The organism is Arthrobacter sp. CG_A4, from assembly GCF_035985125.1.
GTDB lineage: Bacteria > Actinomycetota > Actinomycetes > Actinomycetales > Micrococcaceae > Arthrobacter.
On the sequence record NZ_JAXCID010000007.1, the window covers coordinates 96,639 to 116,968 of the forward strand.

Annotated in this window: 16 protein-coding genes; 6 read left to right on the forward strand and 10 right to left on the reverse strand. The window is 66.2% G+C overall.

Features of this window, described 5'->3' with window-relative positions; genetic code table 11:
- Positions 1-12 precede the first annotated feature (12 nt).
- Together RCH07_RS04995 and RCH07_RS05000 are read right to left on the reverse strand one after the other, a co-directional pair.
- Entirely contained in the window at positions 13-447 is a 435-nt protein-coding gene (locus RCH07_RS04995) for a hypothetical protein (RefSeq protein WP_326966369.1), read from the reverse strand.
- Positions 448-456: 9 nt separating this feature from the next.
- On the reverse strand, positions 457-2,388 hold the full coding sequence (locus tag RCH07_RS05000) for a primary-amine oxidase (protein WP_326966370.1): 1,932 nt from the start codon (positions 2,386-2,388) through the stop codon (positions 457-459).
- Positions 2,389-2,510: 122 nt separating this feature from the next.
- On the opposite strand from RCH07_RS05000, the gene RCH07_RS05005 reads away from it, so the two are divergent.
- Positions 2,511-3,101, forward strand: a complete 591-nt coding sequence (locus tag RCH07_RS05005) for a TetR/AcrR family transcriptional regulator (RefSeq protein WP_326966371.1) — start codon at positions 2,511-2,513, stop codon at positions 3,099-3,101.
- 125 nt (positions 3,102-3,226) lie between these two features.
- Positions 3,227-4,198: a helix-turn-helix domain-containing protein gene (locus RCH07_RS05010; protein ID WP_326966372.1), complete on the forward strand. Its 972-nt coding sequence runs from the start codon at positions 3,227-3,229 to the stop codon at positions 4,196-4,198.
- A gap of 127 nt (positions 4,199-4,325) precedes the next feature.
- Here RCH07_RS05010 and RCH07_RS05015 read toward each other — a convergent pair whose 3' ends face one another.
- Positions 4,326-5,795, reverse strand: coding sequence for an APC family permease (locus RCH07_RS05015; RefSeq protein ID WP_326966373.1), 1,470 nt, complete (start codon positions 5,793-5,795; stop codon positions 4,326-4,328).
- 355 nt (positions 5,796-6,150) lie between these two features.
- Between RCH07_RS05015 and RCH07_RS05020 the strand changes: the two genes are divergently transcribed.
- Complete coding sequence (locus tag RCH07_RS05020; protein ID WP_326966389.1) at positions 6,151-7,560, forward strand: aldehyde dehydrogenase family protein; 1,410 nt, start codon at positions 6,151-6,153, stop codon at positions 7,558-7,560.
- A gap of 109 nt (positions 7,561-7,669) precedes the next feature.
- Here the strand turns inward: RCH07_RS05020 and RCH07_RS05025 are convergent, their stop codons facing one another.
- The 7 genes from RCH07_RS05025 to RCH07_RS05055 form a co-directional block, all read right to left on the reverse strand.
- Complete coding sequence (locus tag RCH07_RS05025; protein ID WP_326966374.1) at positions 7,670-9,601, reverse strand: FAD-binding monooxygenase; 1,932 nt, start codon at positions 9,599-9,601, stop codon at positions 7,670-7,672.
- Between the two features lie 431 nt (positions 9,602-10,032).
- A complete protein-coding gene (locus RCH07_RS05030) occupies positions 10,033-10,479 on the reverse strand; it encodes a heat shock protein transcriptional repressor HspR (RefSeq protein WP_442784773.1) in 447 nt (148 codons plus the stop codon).
- 15 nt (positions 10,480-10,494) lie between these two features.
- Positions 10,495-11,487: a DnaJ C-terminal domain-containing protein gene (locus tag RCH07_RS05035; RefSeq protein WP_326966375.1), complete on the reverse strand. Its 993-nt coding sequence runs from the start codon at positions 11,485-11,487 to the stop codon at positions 10,495-10,497.
- Between the two features lie 94 nt (positions 11,488-11,581).
- Positions 11,582-12,259 (reverse strand): nucleotide exchange factor GrpE, encoded by a 678-nt coding sequence (locus tag RCH07_RS05040; protein WP_326966376.1) that lies wholly within the window; start codon positions 12,257-12,259, stop codon positions 11,582-11,584.
- A 2-nt stretch (positions 12,260-12,261) separates the two neighbouring features.
- A complete protein-coding gene (dnaK, locus tag RCH07_RS05045; protein ID WP_326966377.1) occupies positions 12,262-14,124 on the reverse strand; it encodes a molecular chaperone DnaK in 1,863 nt (620 codons plus the stop codon).
- Positions 14,125-14,416: 292 nt separating this feature from the next.
- Positions 14,417-14,827 (reverse strand): hypothetical protein, encoded by a 411-nt coding sequence (locus RCH07_RS05050; protein WP_326966378.1) that lies wholly within the window; start codon positions 14,825-14,827, stop codon positions 14,417-14,419.
- Between the two features lie 368 nt (positions 14,828-15,195).
- Positions 15,196-17,442 (reverse strand): MMPL family transporter, encoded by a 2,247-nt coding sequence (locus RCH07_RS05055; RefSeq protein ID WP_326966379.1) that lies wholly within the window; start codon positions 17,440-17,442, stop codon positions 15,196-15,198.
- A gap of 232 nt (positions 17,443-17,674) precedes the next feature.
- On the opposite strand from RCH07_RS05055, the gene RCH07_RS05060 reads away from it, so the two are divergent.
- From RCH07_RS05060 to RCH07_RS05070, 3 genes are all read left to right on the forward strand, one after another.
- Entirely contained in the window at positions 17,675-18,211 is a 537-nt protein-coding gene (locus RCH07_RS05060) for a MarR family winged helix-turn-helix transcriptional regulator (protein WP_326966380.1), read from the forward strand.
- Between the two features lie 36 nt (positions 18,212-18,247).
- Positions 18,248-19,063 (forward strand): methyltransferase domain-containing protein, encoded by an 816-nt coding sequence (locus RCH07_RS05065; protein WP_326966381.1) that lies wholly within the window; start codon positions 18,248-18,250, stop codon positions 19,061-19,063.
- A 76-nt stretch (positions 19,064-19,139) separates the two neighbouring features.
- Positions 19,140-19,595 carry a hypothetical protein gene (locus RCH07_RS05070; RefSeq protein WP_326966382.1) on the forward strand — a complete coding sequence of 152 codons (456 nt, stop codon included), beginning with the start codon at positions 19,140-19,142 and terminating at the stop codon, positions 19,593-19,595.
- Positions 19,596-20,330: the final 735 nt, after the last annotated feature.

Below are 20,330 nucleotides of genomic sequence, written 5' to 3' on the forward strand. Positions count from 1 at the left end.
GACTGGCCTGTTTCAGCCGTTGGCCTGCGTCCGGAGCCGGGCCAGAAGCGTCGCGGCGAGCAGCGCCGTCGTCATTTCCAGCGCGATGACCGCCAGTAGCGCCCCGGCACCTGAGGGCGCCGCTCCGGCTGCTGCGGGAGAGGCACCCTGATGGACATGGCCCGAAGCCCCGGCGCCGAGGAGTAAGAGCGCATGCACCCCGGTCATCGCCAGAGCCGAGGCCATGACCTGGCGAAGGGCGCTGGCCCGTCCGTGGCGCCAGATATGCACGGCGCACGGCAGACACACCGCAACCATGGCCAGCATGAGCAGGTTCAGCCATGTCCCGTGCTGGTTGCCAGCGACAAGCCACAGGTGCGCGAGGCTCGACGCCGCCGTCACGGTGGCACAGATCCGGGAATGCGGGACCATGCCGGCCCGGCGTCCCACGCTGGCTGCGACACTCACGGCGTCGGATCAGCTGTGGCAGTGGCCGCCGGCCGGCTGTGCACTCGCGGGCACATCCAGCACGGGGCTGCGGTCAAAGAAGCCCTCCGGCCGTAGCTTGAAGCCGGCTGTATCCACCGGCATGATGGGCCAATCCTCGGGCCGCGGGAAGTGGGTCAGGCCAAAGGTGTGCCACAGCACGATGTCCTGGCCGTCCAGGTCCCGGTCCTGCGCCACATACCGCGGCAGGCCCGCTCCCCCGGCGTGCTGGTTCACGAAGTCGCCCGTGGGGTACATCTCGTCTTCGGCGAACCGGGTCACCCACAGGTCCTTCGTGGCAAAGGCGGCGCGCAAGGCGATGGAGGACTCCGGGTCCGCCAGCAGGGTGGGGTGCCCCTCGGCGTGGAGCTTGTAGGCCACGGGTTCGCCGAGGCGGTTGCGTGACCGCGGGTTGGAAATGACCCAGGTCCGGCCGCTGCGGGAATCGGCCTCGCGGGCGCCCTCGGATTCGCGGGCAATGAGCGTGCGCTTCCGGGAGAACGCGTTGCCGCGTTCGTTGCCTTCGCCCATCGCCTGCCGGACCACGTCTTCTTCCTCGACCCGGTTGGTGAGGCCGTCGATCGCCATGTCCAGGCGCGCGCTGAACAGGTGCTGATGGAACGGGGCGCCCAGGCCCGGGGCGAGCTGGGAGATGTTGGCCGAGCCGCCCTCCGGGTAGGCGGAGGTGAAGACGACGCCGGTGGCCTTGGCCTCGAACTCGATGGTGCCGTCGAGGTAGAGGTACCAGTAGAAGCCGTAGTCGTAGTTGCCGATGGTAGTGAAGAAAGAGATCACGAGGCGACGGTTGCGGCGGGTGTAGTTGATGCCTGTCCAGAGGTCGCTGTGCTTGGCCAGGATTCCCCAGTCCTCCTCGTGCATGCAGATGCCGTTGCGGATCTCCCGGGGATTGCCGAAGGCGTCGCTGATCACGGGGCTGAGGTAGGTGATCTCGCCGAGGCAGTCGCAGCCCAGTTCCAGCGAATTGGCGTACTGGCCCACGAGGTATTCGCCGGTGTCGAAGTAGTTCTGCCAGGACCGGATCGGCGACGGATCCCCGTACGGGACCACCATCTCGGCGATGGAGGCGCGGTTGATGATGGGCCGCAGACGGCCGCCGTCCTGAAAGGCAAGATTGTGCAGCACCACCCCTTCGCGGACATCGAAGCCGACATCGACGCTCCACTTTTCCCATTCAATGTGGTTTCCGCCGGTGACCGTGAAGCTGGGCCCGTCAGGCTGGGTGATGGTGATGGGCTTCTGCGTGGTCCGTAGCGGCCCGGTCAGCTCGGGGTCGGTGTAGTTGCCGTGCTCGGCGGGAATCGGGACGGTGCCGGTATCCAGAACCTGCGTGACTTCCTTACTGACGACGTCGACGTACGCCACGAGACCGTCCACGGGGTGCGCCCAGGCGCTGTCCGCGGGGAAATCCTGCACGAAGGCCAGGCCACGCAGGATCCGGCGGCCCTTTTCCTCCGGGTACTCGAAGACACCGGCCGACAGGGGCGCCACCCGCACCTTGCTCACGTCCAGGTTGCGTTCCGCCAGCGCCTTGAGCCACCGCTCGTCCGTGGCCAGAAGCTGTTCGACGACCTCGAACTCCTCCTCCAGGACGGGGAGCTCACCGGTCACGGCCGTGTCCAGCTCGACGTCGGAAACCACTGTGCCGGTGGAAACCGAGACGGTCACGTCGGCCGGGCGCCCTCCGGACACATCGTGGACGAAGACGCGGAACCGGCGGTCCTCGCGTCCCTCCGGCGCGTTCCTGGCGGGATCCACCAATCCCAGGTACGCGATGCGTTTGGTCTCGCCCAGCAGGCCCGCGGCGCGCAGGATGCCTTGGACTGCTGTGATTTCGGCGTCTGTGGCCAGGCGGTATGGACTGTACGGACTAAACGAGGTGCGGGTGTCAGTTTGTGCGGGCATAATGGCGACCTTTGCTCGGGGACCCTGGCGGGCCAGAACTTTATTTTCTATAGTTGTAGAGAATACGGAAACGTAAGATGTGCCACAAGAGTCCGACGCAAATTATTTTGGGGAGCTGCCCGGTGCCAAAGATTGTCGACCACCACCAGCGGCGGCTCGAACTCGTCGACGCCACGTGGCGGATCATCGCCCGGCTCGGGATCGAAAGTGCCACCATGCGGGAAATTGCCCTCGAGGCCGGCTTTGCGAACGGGGCCCTCAAGCCGTACTTCCCCACGAAGGATGACCTGCTGACCTTCGCCTTCGGGCACGTCTTCAACCGCACCAACGAGCGCATCGCGGAGGTCACCGCCGGTCAGGCCGGGCTCGAGGCCCTGCGGGCATTTTGCCTCGAGGTACTGCCCCTGGATGAGGAGCGGATCAATGAGGCCCGGATCGTCATTCCGTTCTGGCAGAAGGCCATCAACGATCCCGGAAAGGCCCGGATCCATCGGGAATCGATGCAGCAGTGGCTTGCGGCGATGCGGCAGTATCTTGCCGAGGCGCGGGACGCCGGCACCGTCACCACCGCCGTCGACGACGCCGCCCTGGCCGGGCAGCTGCTCAACCTTCTCCTCGGCGCCCAGATCGCGGCGGCGCTCGCCCCGGGAGGCCAGGTGGAGCTAGGGTTGAACGAGCAGCTGGAGGGATTCCTGACCCTGCTCGGCTGCTAGGACCCGAGGATAATCTTTTTTCGCCGGTTGTCGAAAAAAGATGACATCGACGGGCTGCGACGCTACCCTGAAAGGACTGTGTCCCACGACACAATCCCCGAAGTACGACGGCGTCAGGATCTTCTATGACCGCAGTTGCAGCCCGCCTATCCCTCAGTCCTGCCGGACAGGACGTCCGCACCAGCACGGCAACATCCTTCGACCACTGGCGGCACCTCGTCGCGGAGTCCTTCGTTCCCCTGGCCGCCTCGAGCGGAAATGCCGAGAACTTCCGCGGCCGCATGCGGGCCCGCCGGCTGGACCGCATGGCGGTCGTCGAAGTCTCCTCCACGAGCCATGAGGTCCACCGCACGCCGGCCCTGATTGCGCAGTCCAACGAGCGCTATTTCAAGCTCAATCTCCAACTGCAAGGCACCGGGCTCCTCATCCAGGACAACCGCGAGGCTCTGCTGCGCCCGGGCGATCTCTCCATCTACGACACCAGCCGCCCCTACACGCTTGCGTTCGAGGCGGACGCCCGGCTCATGGTGGTGATGTTCCCCTGGGACGCACTTTCCCTACCGCCGGACTGCATTGCACAACTCTCCGCCGTGCGGATGGCCGCTGACACAGGCCTTGCCGCGATCGTCGGGCCGTTCATCGCCCACCTCGCGCAGAACCTGGATGCGCTGAGCGGCCCCAGCGGGTCCCGCCTTGCCACGAATGCCCTCGATCTCGTGTCCACGATGCTGCATTCGGAACTGGACATGTCCCCGGACCGGATGAGGCCCCAGGCCCTCCTGGCGACATCCGTCCGCGAGTACATCGACGCCAACCTGGCCGATCCGCTGCTCTCGCCCGCTTCCATCGCAGCGGCCCATTTCATCTCCACGCGGCACCTGCACAACGTCTTCCATGAATCCGGGACCACCGTGGCGAGCTGGATCCGGACCCAGCGGCTGGAAGGGGCGCGCCGCGAACTGCGGGATCCGCTCCTGGCCGGCATGTCCGTAGGAGCCGTGGCCGGGCGTTGGGGTTTCCTGGATGCGGCCCACTTCAGCCGCTCCTTCCGTGACGCCTTCGGCGGATCCCCCAGCGACTGGCGGCGCGGCGCCTAGAACGGCCCGTTCCCGCGGTGACAGCAGGTGCTGTCAGCGCCCTTTGTTAACCCCGCGAGCTGAAGTGTTAGAAAAGGCGGTGCCGGATTTACCCGGCACCGCACCCTTCTACCCTCAGGGCCCGCTGCTAGACGGGGACTCCTGCCCGCTCTGCCCTGCGTTCCACGCCGACTTCCACCAGCACGCCGGCCGCAAACAATATGGGCACAGCGATCAGCAGGCCCACGGCCGTTTCGGCACTGCCGCCGATCAATGCCGTGAAGTTGCTGACCACGAGGAACAGAACCCAGCCGAGCAGCAACGTGGCAAATATCGGTGCCACCCTGGTCTGCCAGACCTGGCCGGCCACCTTTTCGCGCCGGAAATACGCGACGACGGCAAGGGAGCACAGGATATACAAGACCAGGAGCGCCGCCACGGCCAGTCCGCTGAACCAGGAGAAAAGGGTCAGGATAGGATCAAGGGACAGCAAGGCAAACGGCGCCACGAGCAGGAGTGCGATCAGTGTTTGGATCCGCGCGGCGGCGGCGGGGGCCCTGTGCCGGTTAGTGCGGGCCACGGCACCGGGCATGGACCCGCGCAGGGCCAGCGAATGGAGGTAACGGTTGATGCCGTTGTGGAAGGCGATGATGCCGGCCAGCAGGGACGTCACGAGCAGGACGCCCGTGGCTATTCCTGCCCAGGGCCCGAACAGCTCCACCATCGGCGTCAATACGAAGGAGGTGGAATCTCCCGATTCGAGGGCTGCGCCCGCGGCATCAATGACGCGAGAGGGGCCGTAGTAGCTGACCAGCATCCACGAAATGAAGGAGAAGAACACCGAGATGACCCCCACCGAAAGGTACGTGGCACGGGCTACCGTGCGTTGGGCGTCCTTGGCCTCGGCCGAGTAGATGGCCGTAGATTCGAAACCGAACATGGAGGCGACAGCGAACATGATGGCTACGCCCGGGGCACCGGCGGCGATCGCCGCGGGAGAAAAGGACGCCGCCAGGCTGATTCCTTCCGGTCCGCCGCCCCGCAACAGCACGGTGAACCCGAACATGAGCAGGATGGCGACCTCAAGGCCCACGAGCAACGCCAGGACCCGCGCCCCGAGTTGGATGTTGAGAGATCCCAGCACCTGCACGCCCGCCATGGTGACCACGGCCAGCAGCCACCAGGGAACCGCGATGCCGGCGGATCCGAGGAGCCCCGAGAACGCCGCGCCGTACAGCCCATACATCGCGGCCTGGACCGTGCTGTACGCGAGGAGCGCGAGCCACGCGGCTCCCGCTCCGGTTTTGCGCCCAAAGGCGGCCGTAACGTAGGCGTAGAAGGCGCCATGGGCCTGGATCTTGCGGCTCATTGCAACAAACCCGACGGCGAAGATCACAATAACAATGCCCACCACGAGGTAAGCCCCGGGCGCTCCGGGACCGTTGCCGAGGGCTGCGGCCAGGGGGGACGCCCCGACGATTCCGGTCAACGGCGCCTGGGCAGACAAAACAAAGAAGAGGATGCCCATAACGCCCACGCTGCCGGCGCGCAGCGCCGTGGAGTGCTCCGTGCGGGAACTTGCTTCCGCGGTCCGGGACTCGGAATTTGAAATACTCATCGGATCCTTCTTAACAGTCATGAGCCTGGGAAATAGCGGTCTGAGAAATCGAGGTGGTTTGCACCGTGCAATCCAGCATGGCAGGTGACACCGGTCACTTTTTTGTCGATCAGCGATCGGTTGTTGTTCCTCAGCGCAACGGCATCCAAGGCCGTCGCGATCCTTCGCAATGGGTCAACTTCAGTTCGCGCAAAGACAAGACTGCGCGTCCCTCACCGGGGGACACTCGGACATGACAGTACGGCCGCTCTAGGACCATCCTGTACCGCGCGCAGTGCTTCAACTACGCAGTGCTTCAATGACCACCAGTGCTTCAATAGCCCAGTGCCTCAACTACTCGATGTGGAGTACAACCATGGAAACCTACGACGCCCTTCTGGCTGCGATTACCCCGGCTACCGGCCAGATCCGGACCATCCTCGACCCCGCCACCGGTCAAGCGGTCGGCGAAGCGCCCGTCCACACCGTCCAGGACCTCGAACAGGCCATCGCCGCCGCAGCGGCTGCGCAGCCGGCCTGGGCCGCGCTGGGGCACGACGCCCGCAGCGCCGCACTGCTCAAGGCCGCCGACGCCGTCGAACGCTCCACTGAGGAGCTAGCCCGCCTTCTCTCCCGCGAACAGGGCAAGCCGCTCAACGGGCCAAACGCCCGCTTTGAGGTAGGCGCCTGCGCCGCCTGGCTCCGCGCGGCCGCCGCCACGCCCCTGGCCCCGGAAACCGTGGTGGACGACGGCGAGATCCGCGCCGAGCTGCACTACCGGCCCATCGGCGTCGTCGGGGCGATCGGGCCCTGGAACTGGCCCATGATGATCACCGTCTGGCAGATCGCCCCCGCCCTGCGGATGGGCAACGCCGTGGTAGTCAAACCCTCGGAATTCACGCCGCTGAGTGTCCTGGGCCTTGTCCATGTCCTGAACCAGGAACTCCCCGAGGGCCTCCTGTCCGTGGTCGCGGGCGGCCGCGAGGTCGGCGAGGCCCTGGCCGGACACCCTGCGATCGGCAAGGTCATGTTCACCGGCTCCACCGCCACGGGCAAAGCGATCATCAAGTCCTCCGCGGACACTGTCAAACGCCTCACTCTGGAACTGGGCGGCAACGACGCCGGTATCGTGCTGCCCGACGCTGATCCGAAGTCGATCGCCGAGGGCTTGTTCTGGGGCGCGTTCATCAACACCGGCCAGACCTGCGCCGCCCTCAAGCGCCTCTACGTCCATAGCGACATCTACGACGCCGTCTGCGAAGAACTCACCGCGGTCGCCGCCGCCATGCCCATGGGCAACGGCCTCGACGAAGCCAATGTCCTGGGCCCGCTGCAGAACAGGCAGCAGTTCGACATCGTGGCCCGGCTGGTTGAAGCCGCCCGCGACTCCGGGGCCAGGATTCTCCTCGGTGGGAACCCGGACACGGACCGGCCCGGCTACTTCTACCCTGCCACCCTGGTTGCCGACATCGCCAACGACAATCCTCTCGTGGCCGAGGAACAGTTCGGTCCCGCCCTGCCCATCATCCGCTACAGCACGGTGGACGAGGCAGTTAGCATGGCCAACGCCCTCGACGTCGGACTCGGCGCCTCGGTCTGGTCCTCCGATCAGGCCGCGGCCCGCAAGGTTGCGGCCCGGATCCAGGCCGGCACCGTGTGGATTAACAAGCACGGCGCCGTGGACCCACGGATCCCCTTCGGCGGTGCCAAGCAATCCGGCTATGGCCTGGAATTCGGCGTCGAGGGACTCAAAGCCCTCGGCGTGCCGCAGGTCATCAACGGCTAGGCCTGTCGGGGGCATCGTGCGACGAGGGAGGCCGGAGGGAGTTCGCCCCGGCCGCGGGAAACCTGCCTGACGCGTCACCAGTCCAGCGGCAGGATGCCCGCGCCGGCGCCTAGCCCGCGTGATCCTGGAATTCGGGGGCGCGGCTGCCTGCCCGCAGGAGGGGCGCGAAGAACGCGCCGAGCTCTGCCGTCGCCGTCAGCGGCAGAACGTTAGCCACGTACTGGTCCGGTCGCACCACCACCACAACGCCTCCGCGGTCGAGGCCGCGTAGTTCAAAGATGTCCGCCGCCGCATCGGTGGCGTAGACCTTCTCAAGACAGGTGAGCCGGAACGGGCCAACTTGGGGCTTGAACGCGGCCGGGACGGCTCCGATGTCGATACTCGTATGGTCCTGCTGGTAGATGACCTTAATGTCGAACCACGCGTCTCGGTCGGCCCGTTCGGGGGCGGCGGCGAGCGGGGATTCCGGCGAGCTGGCGATCCACTCGGCCAGGTCCGCGGCCGGCGACGGTGCCGCCGCCAGTTGTTGTGGCGCTGCCCCGTCGGCGAAGACGTAGATGCGCCAGCGGCCGTCCGCCGCGGCCTGATGGCCGAGCTGCACAGGGTTTGCATCGCAGACCCGCACAACGGGCGCGGACTTGAACCGCTTGCCGATGGTGAAGCCGGCGGCGAGCTCCTGGTGGACAGGCGCAGCGATGAGCATGGACGGGGCGTACTGGGTCATGAAGCCGGCGGGGAACTCGGCGGTGCTCACGTAAAAGTCCTCGAGTTCGGAGGGACTTGCGAACTCCTCGGGCTTCTTCGCCATGAGCGTCGACCACTCCTTGTCGAAGTCGATGAGGTTCTTCGCGATGACCTGGCGCTCGGCCGAATACGTTGACAGCAGGCTCTCCGGGCTGCGGCCCTCAAGCACGTGTCCCAGCTTCCAGGCCAGGTTGAAGCCGTCCTGCATGGAGACGTTCATTCCCTGGCCCGCCTTGGCGCTGTGCGTGTGGCAGGCGTCGCCGGTGATGAATATGCGCGGCGTGCGGATGCCGCGCTGGTCCGGGAGGACGTCGTCGAACCGGTCAGTGAGGCGGTGTCCAACCTCGTACACGCTGTGCCAGGCCACGTCGCGCACCTCGAGCGTGTAGGGGTGGAGGATGTTGTTCGCCTTGGCGATGATCTGCCCGACCGTTGTGCTGCGCACGGCGCCGGCGTCGTCCTGCGGGACCTCGCCAAGGTCGACGTACATGCGGAAGAGGTGGCCGCCCTCGCGGGGAATCAGGAGAATACTGCCGCCCGCGCCGGACTGGATGGCGCACTTCGTGCGGATGTCCGGGAAGTCGGTGACGGCGAGGACGTCCATGACGCCCCAGGCGTGGTTGGCCTTGTCGCCGGCGAGCGTGCAGCCGATCGATTCCCGCACCTTGCTCCGCGCGCCGTCCGCGCCGACGACGTACTTGGCATGAACAACGCGCTCCTGGCCCTCGTCTGGGCCGGCCGTTTGGAGGAGTGTGACGGTGACGGGGTACTCCCCCTCGTCGGCGACCTCGAGGCTGCTGAACTCCAGGCCGTAGTCCGGCGACATGCGGGTGGGCGAGTTAGCCATGAACTCGCCGAAATAATCCAGCACGCGGGCCTGGTTGACGATCAGGTGCGGAAATTCGCTGACGCCGGTCGCGTCGTCGACAGCCCGGGCGGCACGGACGATGCGGGAAGGGTCCGCGGGGTCCGGCTTCCAGAAGGCCATTTCGGTGATGCGGTAAGCCTCAGCGATGATCCTCTCGGCGAAGCCGAAGGCCTGGAATGTCTCGACACTCCGGGCCTGGATGCCGTCGGCCTGGCCGATGGCGAGCCTACCGCTGCGTCGCTCCACGATCCGCGTGGTGATGCCCGGGAACTGGGACAGCTGTGCGGCCGTGAGCATGCCTGCGGGCCCGGTGCCCACGACGAGCACGTCGACCTCGTCAGGAAGTTGCGCGGGCCGATCGATGCCGACGCCGGCGGCCGGCTGGACTCGCGGGTCACCGGATACGTAACCGTGGTGGTGGAACTGCACGGGCTTTCCTCACTTCGCTGTGTGGCGGCCTGTTGCCGTATTTGTGTTCGATAATAGAACGACGTGTTCGATAATTGAAAACTCTCGTAATCCGAAACTCTACGGCAGGTATGACGCGGGTTACAAGTGTCTTGAAAACCGCTACCTCCAGGGTTTGACGCTCGACAGTTCCCGTTCGACAGTTCCCGTTAGCCACGGCAGAGGACACCAACGCGGGGTCACTTAGCGCCGGTAAAGCCCCTCGGGATGGGCTCGAAGTGACCCCGCGTTGCAGGTCTGAGGTCGCCGCCATGATCAGGATGGAGGGCTAGGCCGGCGTCGCGAACACGGCGTAGGCCCCAATAGCGGCGGCGGGACCGGGGCACCGGGAAGACCGCAACCGCCTGCAGCCACCACGGGGACCGGGCCCGGGGAAAGGTCGAAGGGAACGGTCAGCCCTGCGGGAGTTCAAAGCCCGTCCCGCGCGGCCTCCACACCACAAGGGCCTGGGAGCGGGCCCGGGGGCGCTTTCCACGGGCCAGGCTGACGACGTCGCCCGCCGTTCCGGCAGCGAAAATGCGGGCGCCCACGGCCCGCGGCCGGCGCTGCAGTTCCTCGGTCAGTTCAATGACCCGGCCCTGCAGGGCCGTCACCTGGTTTTCGAGCTGGAGGATCCGCTTGATCCCTTCGAGCGAGACGCCCTCATGGGAGAGCCGCTGCACCTCGCGGAGCATGTTTACATCCCGCTGCGAATACCGCCGGGACTTTCCCGGCGCACGGCTGGGCGAGACAATGCCCAGCCGGTCGTACTGCCGCAGCGTCTGGGGGTGCATATCCGCCAGTTGCGCGGCGACGGAGATGACAAAGATCGGCTGGTCGAAGTCGAATTCGATGACCATGGCGATAGCCCGTTCCTAGAGCCGTGCCCTGGCTGCCAGTTCGGCGCGGACGTCCTCGCCGGCGGTGGCGGCGGCGAAGGCTTTGACGGCTTCCTCAGCTTCCTTGCCCAGCTTCCGCGGGACGGCGACGTCGATGGTCACCAGTAGGTCGCCGGTGGCCTTGGCGTGCTTGATGCCGCGGCCCTTGACCCGGAGCGTGCGGCCCGACGGTGTGCCGGCCGGAACTCGGACCCTGACCTTGTCGCCGTCGATGGTCGGGACCTCGATATCGGCACCCAGGGCGGCCTCCGGGAAGGTGACCGGAACGTGGATGCGCAGGTTGTCGCCGTCGCGGACGTAGAAATCGTGCGGCTTCACCGAGACCGTGACCATAAGGTCCCCGTTGCCTGCCGGGCCGAACTGGCCTTTGCCGCGGACACGGACCTTCTGGCCGTCCTTGATGCCGGCCGGGACGCGCACGTCGATGACTTCGCCGTCCGGTTCACGCAGGCCGATGGTGGTTCCGCGGATGGAGCCTGCGAAGGAGATGCTGGTGGACGCGGTGCGGTCCGCACCCTTCTGCGGAGCGCGCTGGAACGACTGGCCGCCGCCGAATCCACCGCCGGCCCCGGCGCCGCCGAACAAATCGGCGAACTCGGGCGGAATCCCGCCGGAGGTGCTGAACCCGCTTGGTTGGCGGCCAGCGTTGCCGGTGAAGAGGCCGCCGAAGAGGTCCTCGAAGCCGGCGCCGCCACCCGCGCCGCCGCTTCCGCCGGGGGCGAAACGGGCGCCGCCGCCCATGGCCCGGACGGCGTCGTACTGCTGGCGCTCATCGGCATCGGAAAGCACGGAATAGGCCTCGGAGATGTCCTTGAACTTCCGCTCCGAAGCGGCATCCCCCGCGTTGGTGTCCGGGTGGTGCTGCCGCGCGAGCTTCCGGTAGGCCTTCTTGATGTCGGCTCCGGAAGCGTCCTTGGCGACGCCAAGGATCTTGTAAAAGTCCTTGTCCACCCAGTCCTGGCTAGCCAATGGCGTTTCCTTTCAAATCTGTGTGCCGAGGTGACAGTTCACGCCCATGTTTGTTCGAAACATGGGCGCGAACTGTCACCTCGATGAGGTGCTGCTAGGCCGGGACGGCCACAATGACCTGTGCTGCGCGGAGCACGCGGTCACCGGACTTGTAACCCGATCGCAAAACCTGGCTGACGGTGTCGATCTCGACGTCCGCGCCGGGCTGCTGGATGAGAGCCTCGTGGATCGTGGGATCGAACTCCACACCGGTCTCATCGATGCGCACGAGGCCGTACGTCTTCACCGCATTCTCCAGCTTGGCCGCGATCGCAGCGAACGGGCCGTCCGATAGGTCACCGTGCTGGCGGGCGGCGTCGACGTCGTCCAGGACCGGGAGCAGGGAGTTCAGGACGCCGATGACGGCCATCTCCCCCGCCACGGCACGGTCGCGTTCAACCCGCTTGCGGTAGTTGACGTACTCGGCCTGCAGGCGGCGGAGATCGTTCTTGAGCTCCTCCGCCTCGGCCTGGTCCGCACCCTGGGCCACCGACTCCGCGGCCGGCACCTCAGCACTGTTGAGGATGTCCTCCACCTGGGACAGGGCGTCCCCGGAGTCGGCACTTTCCTGGTCCGGGTGGCTTTCCTGGTCCGGGTGGCGGGCCTTGCCGGTCTCCGGATCAACCTTGCGGTTGTCGTGGATGATTGGCTTCTGCGGCTCGTTTGCCCGCTGTTCAGCGTCCCGCCGGTCCTCGGAAGAACCGTGCTCTTCTTCGTTACCGTGATGCGGCATGACTACTTCTTCTCGTCTTCGTCAACAATCTCGGCGTCGACGATATCCTCGTCGGCCCCGGCCGCCTGCTCCCCGGCCGGAGCACCCTGGGCGCCGGCGGCACCGTCGGGGGAACCGGGCCGGGCGTAGATGGCCTCGCCGAGCTTGGTCTGCGAAGCCTGCAGCTTCTCAAACGCGGTCTTCACGGCTGCGTCATCGGTGCCTTCAAGTGCGGCTTTGAGGGCGTCGACGTCGGCCTGGACCTCGGTCTTGACCTCGTCCGGCAGCTTGTCGGAGTTGTCGGCGATCAGCTTGTCCACGGAGTAGGCGAGCTGCTCGGCAGTGTTACGGGTGTCGGCTGCCTCGCGGCGGGCCTTATCCTCTGCTGCGTGCTCCTCGGCGTCCTTGACCATGCGGTCGATGTCTTCCTTGGAGAGGCTGGACCCGCCCGTGATGGTCATGGACTGCTCCTTGCCGGTGCCCTTGTCCTTCGCGGAGACATGCACGATGCCGTTAGCGTCGATATCGAAGGTGACCTCGACCTGCGGGACGCCGCGCGGAGCCGGGGCGATACCGGTCAGCTCGAAAGTGCCCAGCGGCTTATTGTCGCGGGTGAACTCGCGCTCGCCCTGGAAGACCTGGATCGACACGGAGGGCTGGTTGTCATCCGCCGTGGTGAAGGTCTCGCTCCGCTTGGTGGGGATGGCCGTGTTGCGCTCGATCAGGTGCGTCATGATGCCGCCCTTGGTTTCGATGCCGAGGGACAGCGGAGTGACGTCAATCAGCAGGACGTCCTTGCGTTCGCCCTTCAGGACACCGGCCTGTAGGGCGGCGCCGACAGCGACCACCTCGTCCGGGTTGACGCCCTTGTTCGGCTCCTTGCCGCCGGCGAGCTCCTTGACCAGGTCATAGACGGCCGGCATCCGGGTGGACCCGCCGACGAGCACGATGTGGTCGATCTCGGAGAGCTTGATGCCGGCTTCCTTGATGACATCGTGGAACGGCTTCTTGGTGCGCTCCAGCAGGTCCTTGGTGAGTTCCTGGAACTTCGCACGGGTCAGCTGCTCGTCCAGGTGAACCGGGCCGTCGGGAGTGACGGAGAGGTACTGGAGCGAGACGTTGGTGCTGGTGGAGGAGGAGAGTTCCTTCTTGGCCTGCTCAGCTGCTTCACGCAGGCGCTGCAGGGCGATCTTGTCCTTGGACAGGTCGATGCCTTTGACCTTGAGCTGGTTCAGCAGGAAGTCGACAACGCGCTGGTCCCAGTCGTCGCCGCCGAGGCGGTTGTCGCCGGCGGTGGAGCGGACCTGGATGGTGGAGAAGTTGTCTTCGTCCTTGCCCACCTCGAGGAGGGAGACGTCGAAGGTTCCGCCGCCGAGGTCGAAGACGAGGATGAGTTCGTCTTCCTTGCCCTTGTCCAGGCCGTAGGCCAGTGCGGCCGCGGTGGGCTCGTTGACGATGCGCAGCACCTTCAGGCCGGCAATTTCGCCGGCTTCCTTGGTGGCCTGGCGCTCGGCGTCGTTGAAGTACGCGGGGACGGTGATCACGGCATCCGTGACCTTCTCACCCAGGTAGGACTCGGCGTCGTTCTTGAGCTTCATCAGGATGCGTGCGGAGATTTCCTGCGCGGTGTACTTCTTGTCGTCGATAGCGACGGACCAGTCGGTGCCCATATGGCGCTTGACGGAGGCGATGGTGCGGTCAATGTTGTTGACGGCCTGGCGCTTGGCGATCTCACCGACCAGCACTTCGCCGGTCTTGGAGAAGGCAACAACCGACGGCGTGGTGCGGCCACCCTCGGCGTTGGCAATAACGGTGGGCTCGCCACCTTCGAGAACGGAGACGACGGAGTTGGTTGTTCCGAGGTCAATACCTACTGCACGTGACATGTATTGCTTCCTTCTTTTCTTGGAAACTTGCTGGCTCCGTCGCCGGGTACGGCCCGGTGATCGAACTGCTGCCCGGGGATGGGACCTGCCGAGATCGGTGCTCGCCCAGTCATTGAGCGATCTGCACTCAACCTTACCCAGGCAGCAGCCAAAGTCAATCCAAAGTTGAGTCGCGAACGCTCAACCTTGGATTTTGGGCAACCTGGAAGGCATCTCGGCAGGCCAGCTTCCCCGCAATTGGGCGCGGAGGCGCCGTCACATGCGACAGTTTCGCTGTGCGCGAAGTCCCCGCCTAGCGGTCCCCGCGGGGCGCTTCACCGGCAGTTCCCGCCGCGCCGTAGTCGCCTTCCTTGTACTCGCCCTCCTCGACGGCGGCAGGCGTCCCGCCCCCCGCGGTCTCGCCGACGGCGCCGGCTTTGCCGTAGTCACCTTCGGGGTAGTCGCCTTCAGCATCGCCGACGGCGGTCCCGCCGGCCACGCCCGCGGCGCCGTAGTCACCCGCCGGGTATTCGCCCTCCTCTGCGGTAGCAGGATTCTCGCCGGTGGCGCCCGCTGAGCCGTAGTCGCCAGCGACATACTGCCCCTCGGCCACTTCGGTTGCGGCCTCTTTGGGTACAGTCTCGCTGGGTCCGGCCTCTTTGGGTTCAGCCTCCGCACCTACAACGTGGGCTGCCGTTCGATCGGACTCTCTGTTTTCGGACATGGATGGATCCTCCCTGGAAGCATCGGGCGCGCCCGTGCGGACGCAGTCGCAGTCTATCCAGCCCCGCTGGGAGGCAACAGGGGGTGGGACACTCACTGCCGATGCCGGATGGCGGCGGCCTTCCTTCGTCCATTCGCCACAAATGGCCGCACTGTTGATCCCCGTAGCGGCCGTTTGCGTCAAATGGGCGCTCCCCGCGCGGGATGACGACGGCGGCGCGCAGGGAAAGCGCCGCTCGTGACGGAGTCGCACGCCGGCGGGGCAGCCCGGGCACTGAAACCGGCGCCGCTCAAGGAAGCAGCCGCAGCCACCGCGGCCTGGTGGGGGACCAGGGACGGTGACGGCGGCTGCGGCTTGGGGGGTCCTGCTTAGCGGATTCCGGCGTCCGCGGATTCCGGCGCCCCGGCGGCGGCAGGCACGGCGCGGGCACGGGCATCTGTCTCCGGAAGGCCCAGCTTGCTCGGCCACCACAGCCGCGGGCCGATGTCGTAAGCCAGGGCCGGCACCAGCAGGGAGCGGACCAGCACGGTGTCCAGCAAAACGCCGAAGGCCACAATGAAGGCCAACTGCACCAGGAACATGATCGGAATGACGCCCAGGGCCGCGAAGGTCGCCGCGAGGACCACTCCGGCGGAGGTGATGACGCCGCCGGTGACGCCCAGGCCGCGCAGGATGCCGGGCCGGGTGCCGTGCTTCAGGGATTCCTCCCGGACCCGGCTCATCAGGAAGATGTTGTAGTCCACGCCGAGCGCCACAAGGAAGACGAAGCCGAAGAGTGGCACCGTGGCGTCCGCTCCCGGGAAGCCGAAGAAGTTGTTGAAGACCACTGCGGAGACACCCATGGCCGCACCGTAGGAGAGGACCACCGAGGCGACCAGCAGGACCGGGGCCAGCACGGAGCGAAGCAGCAGCATCAGGATCACCAGGATCACGGCAAGGACCACCGGAATGATGGTCACCAGGTCGCGCTGGGCGGTGGTGTTGGTGTCCAGCGCCGTGGCGGTCACGCCGCCCACGAGGGCGCCGGCGTCGACCTTCTTCAGCTCCTGCCGGAGGGACACGACAACGTTTTCCGCCTCGTTGGAGTCCGCGGCGGAGTTCAGCGTCGCGTTGATCAGCACTTTGCCGTCCCGCACACCCGGGGTCGTCGGAGCACCCGGGCTACCCGGGGCACCCGGAGCGCCCGGGGCGGACGCTGCACCGGTGACGATAGGGGCGCCGCCGTCGGCCAGCAGGAAGGCATCCCCGACGCCGTCGCTTGCCTTGACCGCGTCCAGCACCTCCCGGGCTTTCGTCTCATCCGCGACGATCACGGCGGGGCTGCCTGACCCGGCGTCAAAGTGCCGTGCCAGCGCGTCCTGGCCATCGACGGCATTGGAGGCTGTCAGGATAACGTCCGTTTGCGGGACGCCGTTGGCCCTGAGCTGGAGGACGCCGCCCGAGGCCACCAGGAGCAGGAGCACTGAAGCCACCCAGACCGTGCGGGGCCGGCGTGCAACAAGGGAGCCCGTGGCGTGCCACAGGCCCTTCTGGCCCTCCAGGCCGGTGACCAGTTCAGGTTCGCGTTCCGTTTCGGGGAGGAGCTTGGGGCGGAACGGCCAGAATGCGACGCGGCCCAGCAGCGCCATCATGGCAGGCAACAGGGTCAGAGCCGCAAAAAGCGAGCACAGTATGCCGGCAGCCGCCACGGGGCCGAGTGCCTTGTTGGAGTTGAGGTCGGAAAACAGCAGGCAGAGCAGGGCAATGATGACCGTGGCGCCGGAGGCCAGGATGGGCTCCCAGGATCCCTTCCAGGCGGTCATCGCGGCGGTTGTCCGGTTGGTGGTGTGCGTCAGGGCCTCGCGGAACCGCGCCACATACAGCAAGGCGTAGTCGGTTGCCGCCCCGATGACCAGGATCGAAAGGATTCCCTGGCTTTGGCCGTTGAGCTGGATCCAGCCGAGCTTCGCCATGCCGAACACCAGCAGGATAGCGGCACACAGGGCAAAGACGGAGGTGAACAGCACGGCGATCGGCAGCAGCAGCGAGCGATAGACCACCAGCAGGATCAGGAACACCGCACCGAGCGCCACCAGCAGCAGAATCCCGTCTATGCCGGCGAAGGCGCTGACCAGGTCAGCCGTCAGCCCGGCCGGGCCGGTCACGTAGGTCTGCATTCCCTCCGGCGCGGAGGCCGCCACCTCGTCGCGGAGCTCCTTGACAACCTCCTTGACCTCACCGGAGGAGTCGATGGGCACCACAAACTGGACCGCTTTCGAATCCTCCGAGGGGATGGGGCCGATCACGGTACTGCCGGCTTTCAAAGCCTCCAGCTTGCCTTTGAGCGCGGCAGCTTCGCCGAGTTGGGCTGGCGTAAAGGCGGAACCGCTCTCGATCACAATGACAGCCGGGATCTCCTTGGAGTCCCGGAATTTGGCCTGCCACTCCTGAGCCGCAGTGGCTTCTGCCCCGGCGGGCAAGAACGACGCCTGGTCGTTGGAGGAGACCTCTTCCAGCCGGCCGAAGGTAGGCCCGCCGATACCGGCTATGGCCAGCCAGGTCACCACCAGTAAGACGGGAACCAGCCAGCGCAGCCAGAACGGGACGCGGGCGGTGGTGCTGGAGGTCTTGTTCATGGTTCCTTCTGGTACTTGCCTCGGAGGGGTAGAATTGAGTCCATCATAGACTATCTCGACAATGGAGATAACCCGGATGTGCTTAATTTTCCGGAAGTGTTTCGGGACCGCCCCGGCTCCATTTGAGCCAGGTGCTGCAGTAAACTCCGGAAAGCGCCGGTTACGCCGGCGCGTCCGGTAGTTGCGGGTAGTTTTCAGTAGGCCGGTGGTCCAGGGAAGGAAAGGAGTCCGAGTGTCAGCTGAAGCATCCGGGCGCCCCGGCCCCGCCGGTCACCCACCGCTGGTGCGGATCCTCCAGGAATTCACCCTCGAAGCCAACCGCTACGTGGATTCCGCCGGCGGCCGCAACGACATGCACCGGACCGATCTCAATGCCCTAGCTGTGATCATGAAGTACGCCGCCGGGAACAAGATTGTCACCCCCGGCGTGCTCCGGAAGGAGCTGAACCTCAGCTCTCCTGCGACCACCGCCCTGATCGACCGGCTGCACAGCTCCGGGCATGTTCTCCGTGAACGCAAGGGGTCCGACCGCAGGCAGGTCCAATTGCACATGACGCCGAAGGCCTTCCGCGACGGCGGCGCCATGTTCTTCCCGCTGGCCCGCCACATGGGGGCCGCGATGGCAGGGTTCACACCCGAGGAGCTTGAGATTGCCACCCGCTTCATGACCGCCATGACCGAGGCGACCATCAGCGCAGCGGAGGAGGCAGCCCAGGCGGCGGTACATGACGCGCCGCCGGACGCGCCGCCCCCAATAGACTCGCCATAGCTGTCGGTTCGCCGGGCCGGGCGGTAGCGTTTCACCATGAGTGCGCAGCAGCCCGAAGATGTGTACAGCCACGGCCACCACGAGTCGGTGGTCCGCGCGCACGCCTCCCGGACGGCGGAGAACTCCGCGGCGTTTGTGATCCCGTACCTCACCACCGGGGTTTCGGTGCTCGACGTCGGCTGCGGTCCGGGCAGCATCACGTGTGATTTCGCCGGGCTCGTCGCCCCCGGGAAAGTCTCGGGGCTGGACCGCTCCCCCGGGATCATCGGCCAGGCGACTGCCCTCGCGGCCGGACGCGGCGTGCCGAACGCCGAGTTCCTCGCCGGCAACATCTACGACCTCGACTTCGAGGATGAGACGTTCGACGTCGTGCATGCCCACCAGGTGCTGCAGCACCTCACGGACCCGGTTGCTGCCCTGCGGGAGATGCGCCGCGTCGCCCGGCCCGGCGGAATCGTGGCTGCGCGCGACGCCGACTTCCACGGCATGAGCTGGTTTCCGGCCATCCCCGAGCTGGACGAATGGATGGAGCTTTACCAGCGGATCGCCCGCCGCAACGGGGCCGAGCCCGATGCAGGCCGCCGCCTGGTCTCGTGGGCACAGTCCGCCGGGTTCACCGACGTCGCCCCTTCGAGCAGCAACTGGCTCTATGCCACCGGGCAGCAGCGGCGGTGGCAGGCCCGGGTGTGGGGCGAACGGGTGCTGCATTCGGCCTTCGCGGACGAGGCCCTCGAGTACGGCTTCGCCAACGCCGCCGACCTGGCCCGGATTTCCGCCGGCTGGCACCGCTGGGGCTCCACGGACGACGGCTGGTTCCTGATTCCCAACGGCGAGGTGATCGCCCGGGCCTGAGGCGCTCCCCGGCCCGTTGTCCACATAGCCGCTGCCGGCTCTGGAACCCCGCCGGCGGGGTTCCTAGGATCAGGACATGATCATTCAAGCAGGTTTTGACTTCGAGATACTCGCCCGCCCGTTCATCGTCCAGGGCGGCAAACTTATGCCGAGGCTTGTGCTGATCTGCGTAGACGCAGAAATGCGGCTGAGCAGCGTCGACGTCGTAGCAGAAGACTTCTCGGGCTCACTGGCTCCCTTCCGCGATGCAGTCCTGGTGGCGCTGGATGCGGAATACACCAGGTACTTTGCCATCGCCCACCCTGGCAGGTTCAGCGAGTACCACTGCTCGGACCCCATCATGGTCGAGGCGCGCGCACTGGAATCGGAGGCAGCTGACCGCGGCATGCAGCTGATCGGCCACTTCGCCATCGACGAAACGGGCTACATGTCAGCCCGCGCGTGCTCTTACTTTGACCAGTACCCGGGGAACGACGACCTTCCAAGGACCATGTTCCACTGGTCTCATTCAAGGCTTGGCCAGTGTGGCTGAGGGAGTCGGCCCGGCGACGGCGGCTCGATTCCTCGGCGCGGCAGAATCGTGCCGACATGTCCAGCGTTGCGCTTCAAGGCCAGCGCCATAAGCACTTCGTCTCTATCGCCTCCGGCAAACCGAAGGGCTTCTGGCCATCGTCCGACTTCGCACCACCCGCACGACTGGCAGAACCCCTCGAGACCCATACCCGCCCGCACTTCGAGGCGCAGCTGTTCCAATGCGAGATCCTCGGTCGCTGCCCTGGACACCTCCTCCATGAACGCACGCCCGACGCCGCAGTTTCGGAAGGCCATGGCTGTCTGCACCGAAGAACCCGCGCCCAATGAGCTGTTAGCTCACTTGAATTGCCGGCCAAGAGCAGCCAACCGGCCAGCTCGCCATCCATCGTGGCGATCAGGATGCGATTCACTTCCGAGTCCAAGGCCCGAACCATAGCGTCAATCGAAGGCAGGACGTGCTCATCAGAAACCGGCGGGAAGGGAAGGCCCACCGCACGGCCGTCGTTGGACACGTCCCGCCAACACTCCAGAATCTGGTTTCGCACGCGTGGCCCGACCACCGCCGGAGTAGTCAGCCACGACATTTGAATTACTTCAATCATCCTCCGAGTCTCCCTGAGGAATGTTTGCCCGTTAGTCGCAATGCCGTTCGGTTAAGGGCTGGGGGCGGGTGTCAAGATCCTCGTGCTGAGTGTCGCCGGGTACGTGCGGCGGTCGATATCGCGTTCCTTGG

What these genes read in the sequence shown, in the direction of transcription:
- RCH07_RS05000 (WP_326966370.1), bottom strand. Translation starts at nt 2,388, where the DNA reads ATGCCCGCACAAACTGACACCCGCACCTCGTTTAGTCCGTACAGTCCA.
- RCH07_RS05010 (WP_326966372.1), top strand. Translation starts at nt 3,227, where the DNA reads ATGACCGCAGTTGCAGCCCGCCTATCCCTCAGTCCTGCCGGACAGGAC.
- RCH07_RS05015 (WP_326966373.1), bottom strand. Translation starts at nt 5,795, where the DNA reads ATGAGTATTTCAAATTCCGAGTCCCGGACCGCGGAAGCAAGTTCCCGC.
- RCH07_RS05020 (WP_326966389.1), top strand. Translation starts at nt 6,151, where the DNA reads ATGGAAACCTACGACGCCCTTCTGGCTGCGATTACCCCGGCTACCGGC.
- RCH07_RS05030 (WP_442784773.1), bottom strand. Translation starts at nt 10,479, where the DNA reads ATGGTCATCGAATTCGACTTCGACCAGCCGATCTTTGTCATCTCCGTC.
- RCH07_RS05040 (WP_326966376.1), bottom strand. Translation starts at nt 12,259, where the DNA reads ATGCCGCATCACGGTAACGAAGAAGAGCACGGTTCTTCCGAGGACCGG.
- dnaK (WP_326966377.1), bottom strand. Translation starts at nt 14,124, where the DNA reads ATGTCACGTGCAGTAGGTATTGACCTCGGAACAACCAACTCCGTCGTC.
- RCH07_RS05050 (WP_326966378.1), bottom strand. Translation starts at nt 14,827, where the DNA reads ATGTCCGAAAACAGAGAGTCCGATCGAACGGCAGCCCACGTTGTAGGT.
- RCH07_RS05055 (WP_326966379.1), bottom strand. Translation starts at nt 17,442, where the DNA reads ATGAACAAGACCTCCAGCACCACCGCCCGCGTCCCGTTCTGGCTGCGC.
- RCH07_RS05065 (WP_326966381.1), top strand. Translation starts at nt 18,248, where the DNA reads ATGAGTGCGCAGCAGCCCGAAGATGTGTACAGCCACGGCCACCACGAG.
- RCH07_RS05070 (WP_326966382.1), top strand. Translation starts at nt 19,140, where the DNA reads ATGATCATTCAAGCAGGTTTTGACTTCGAGATACTCGCCCGCCCGTTC.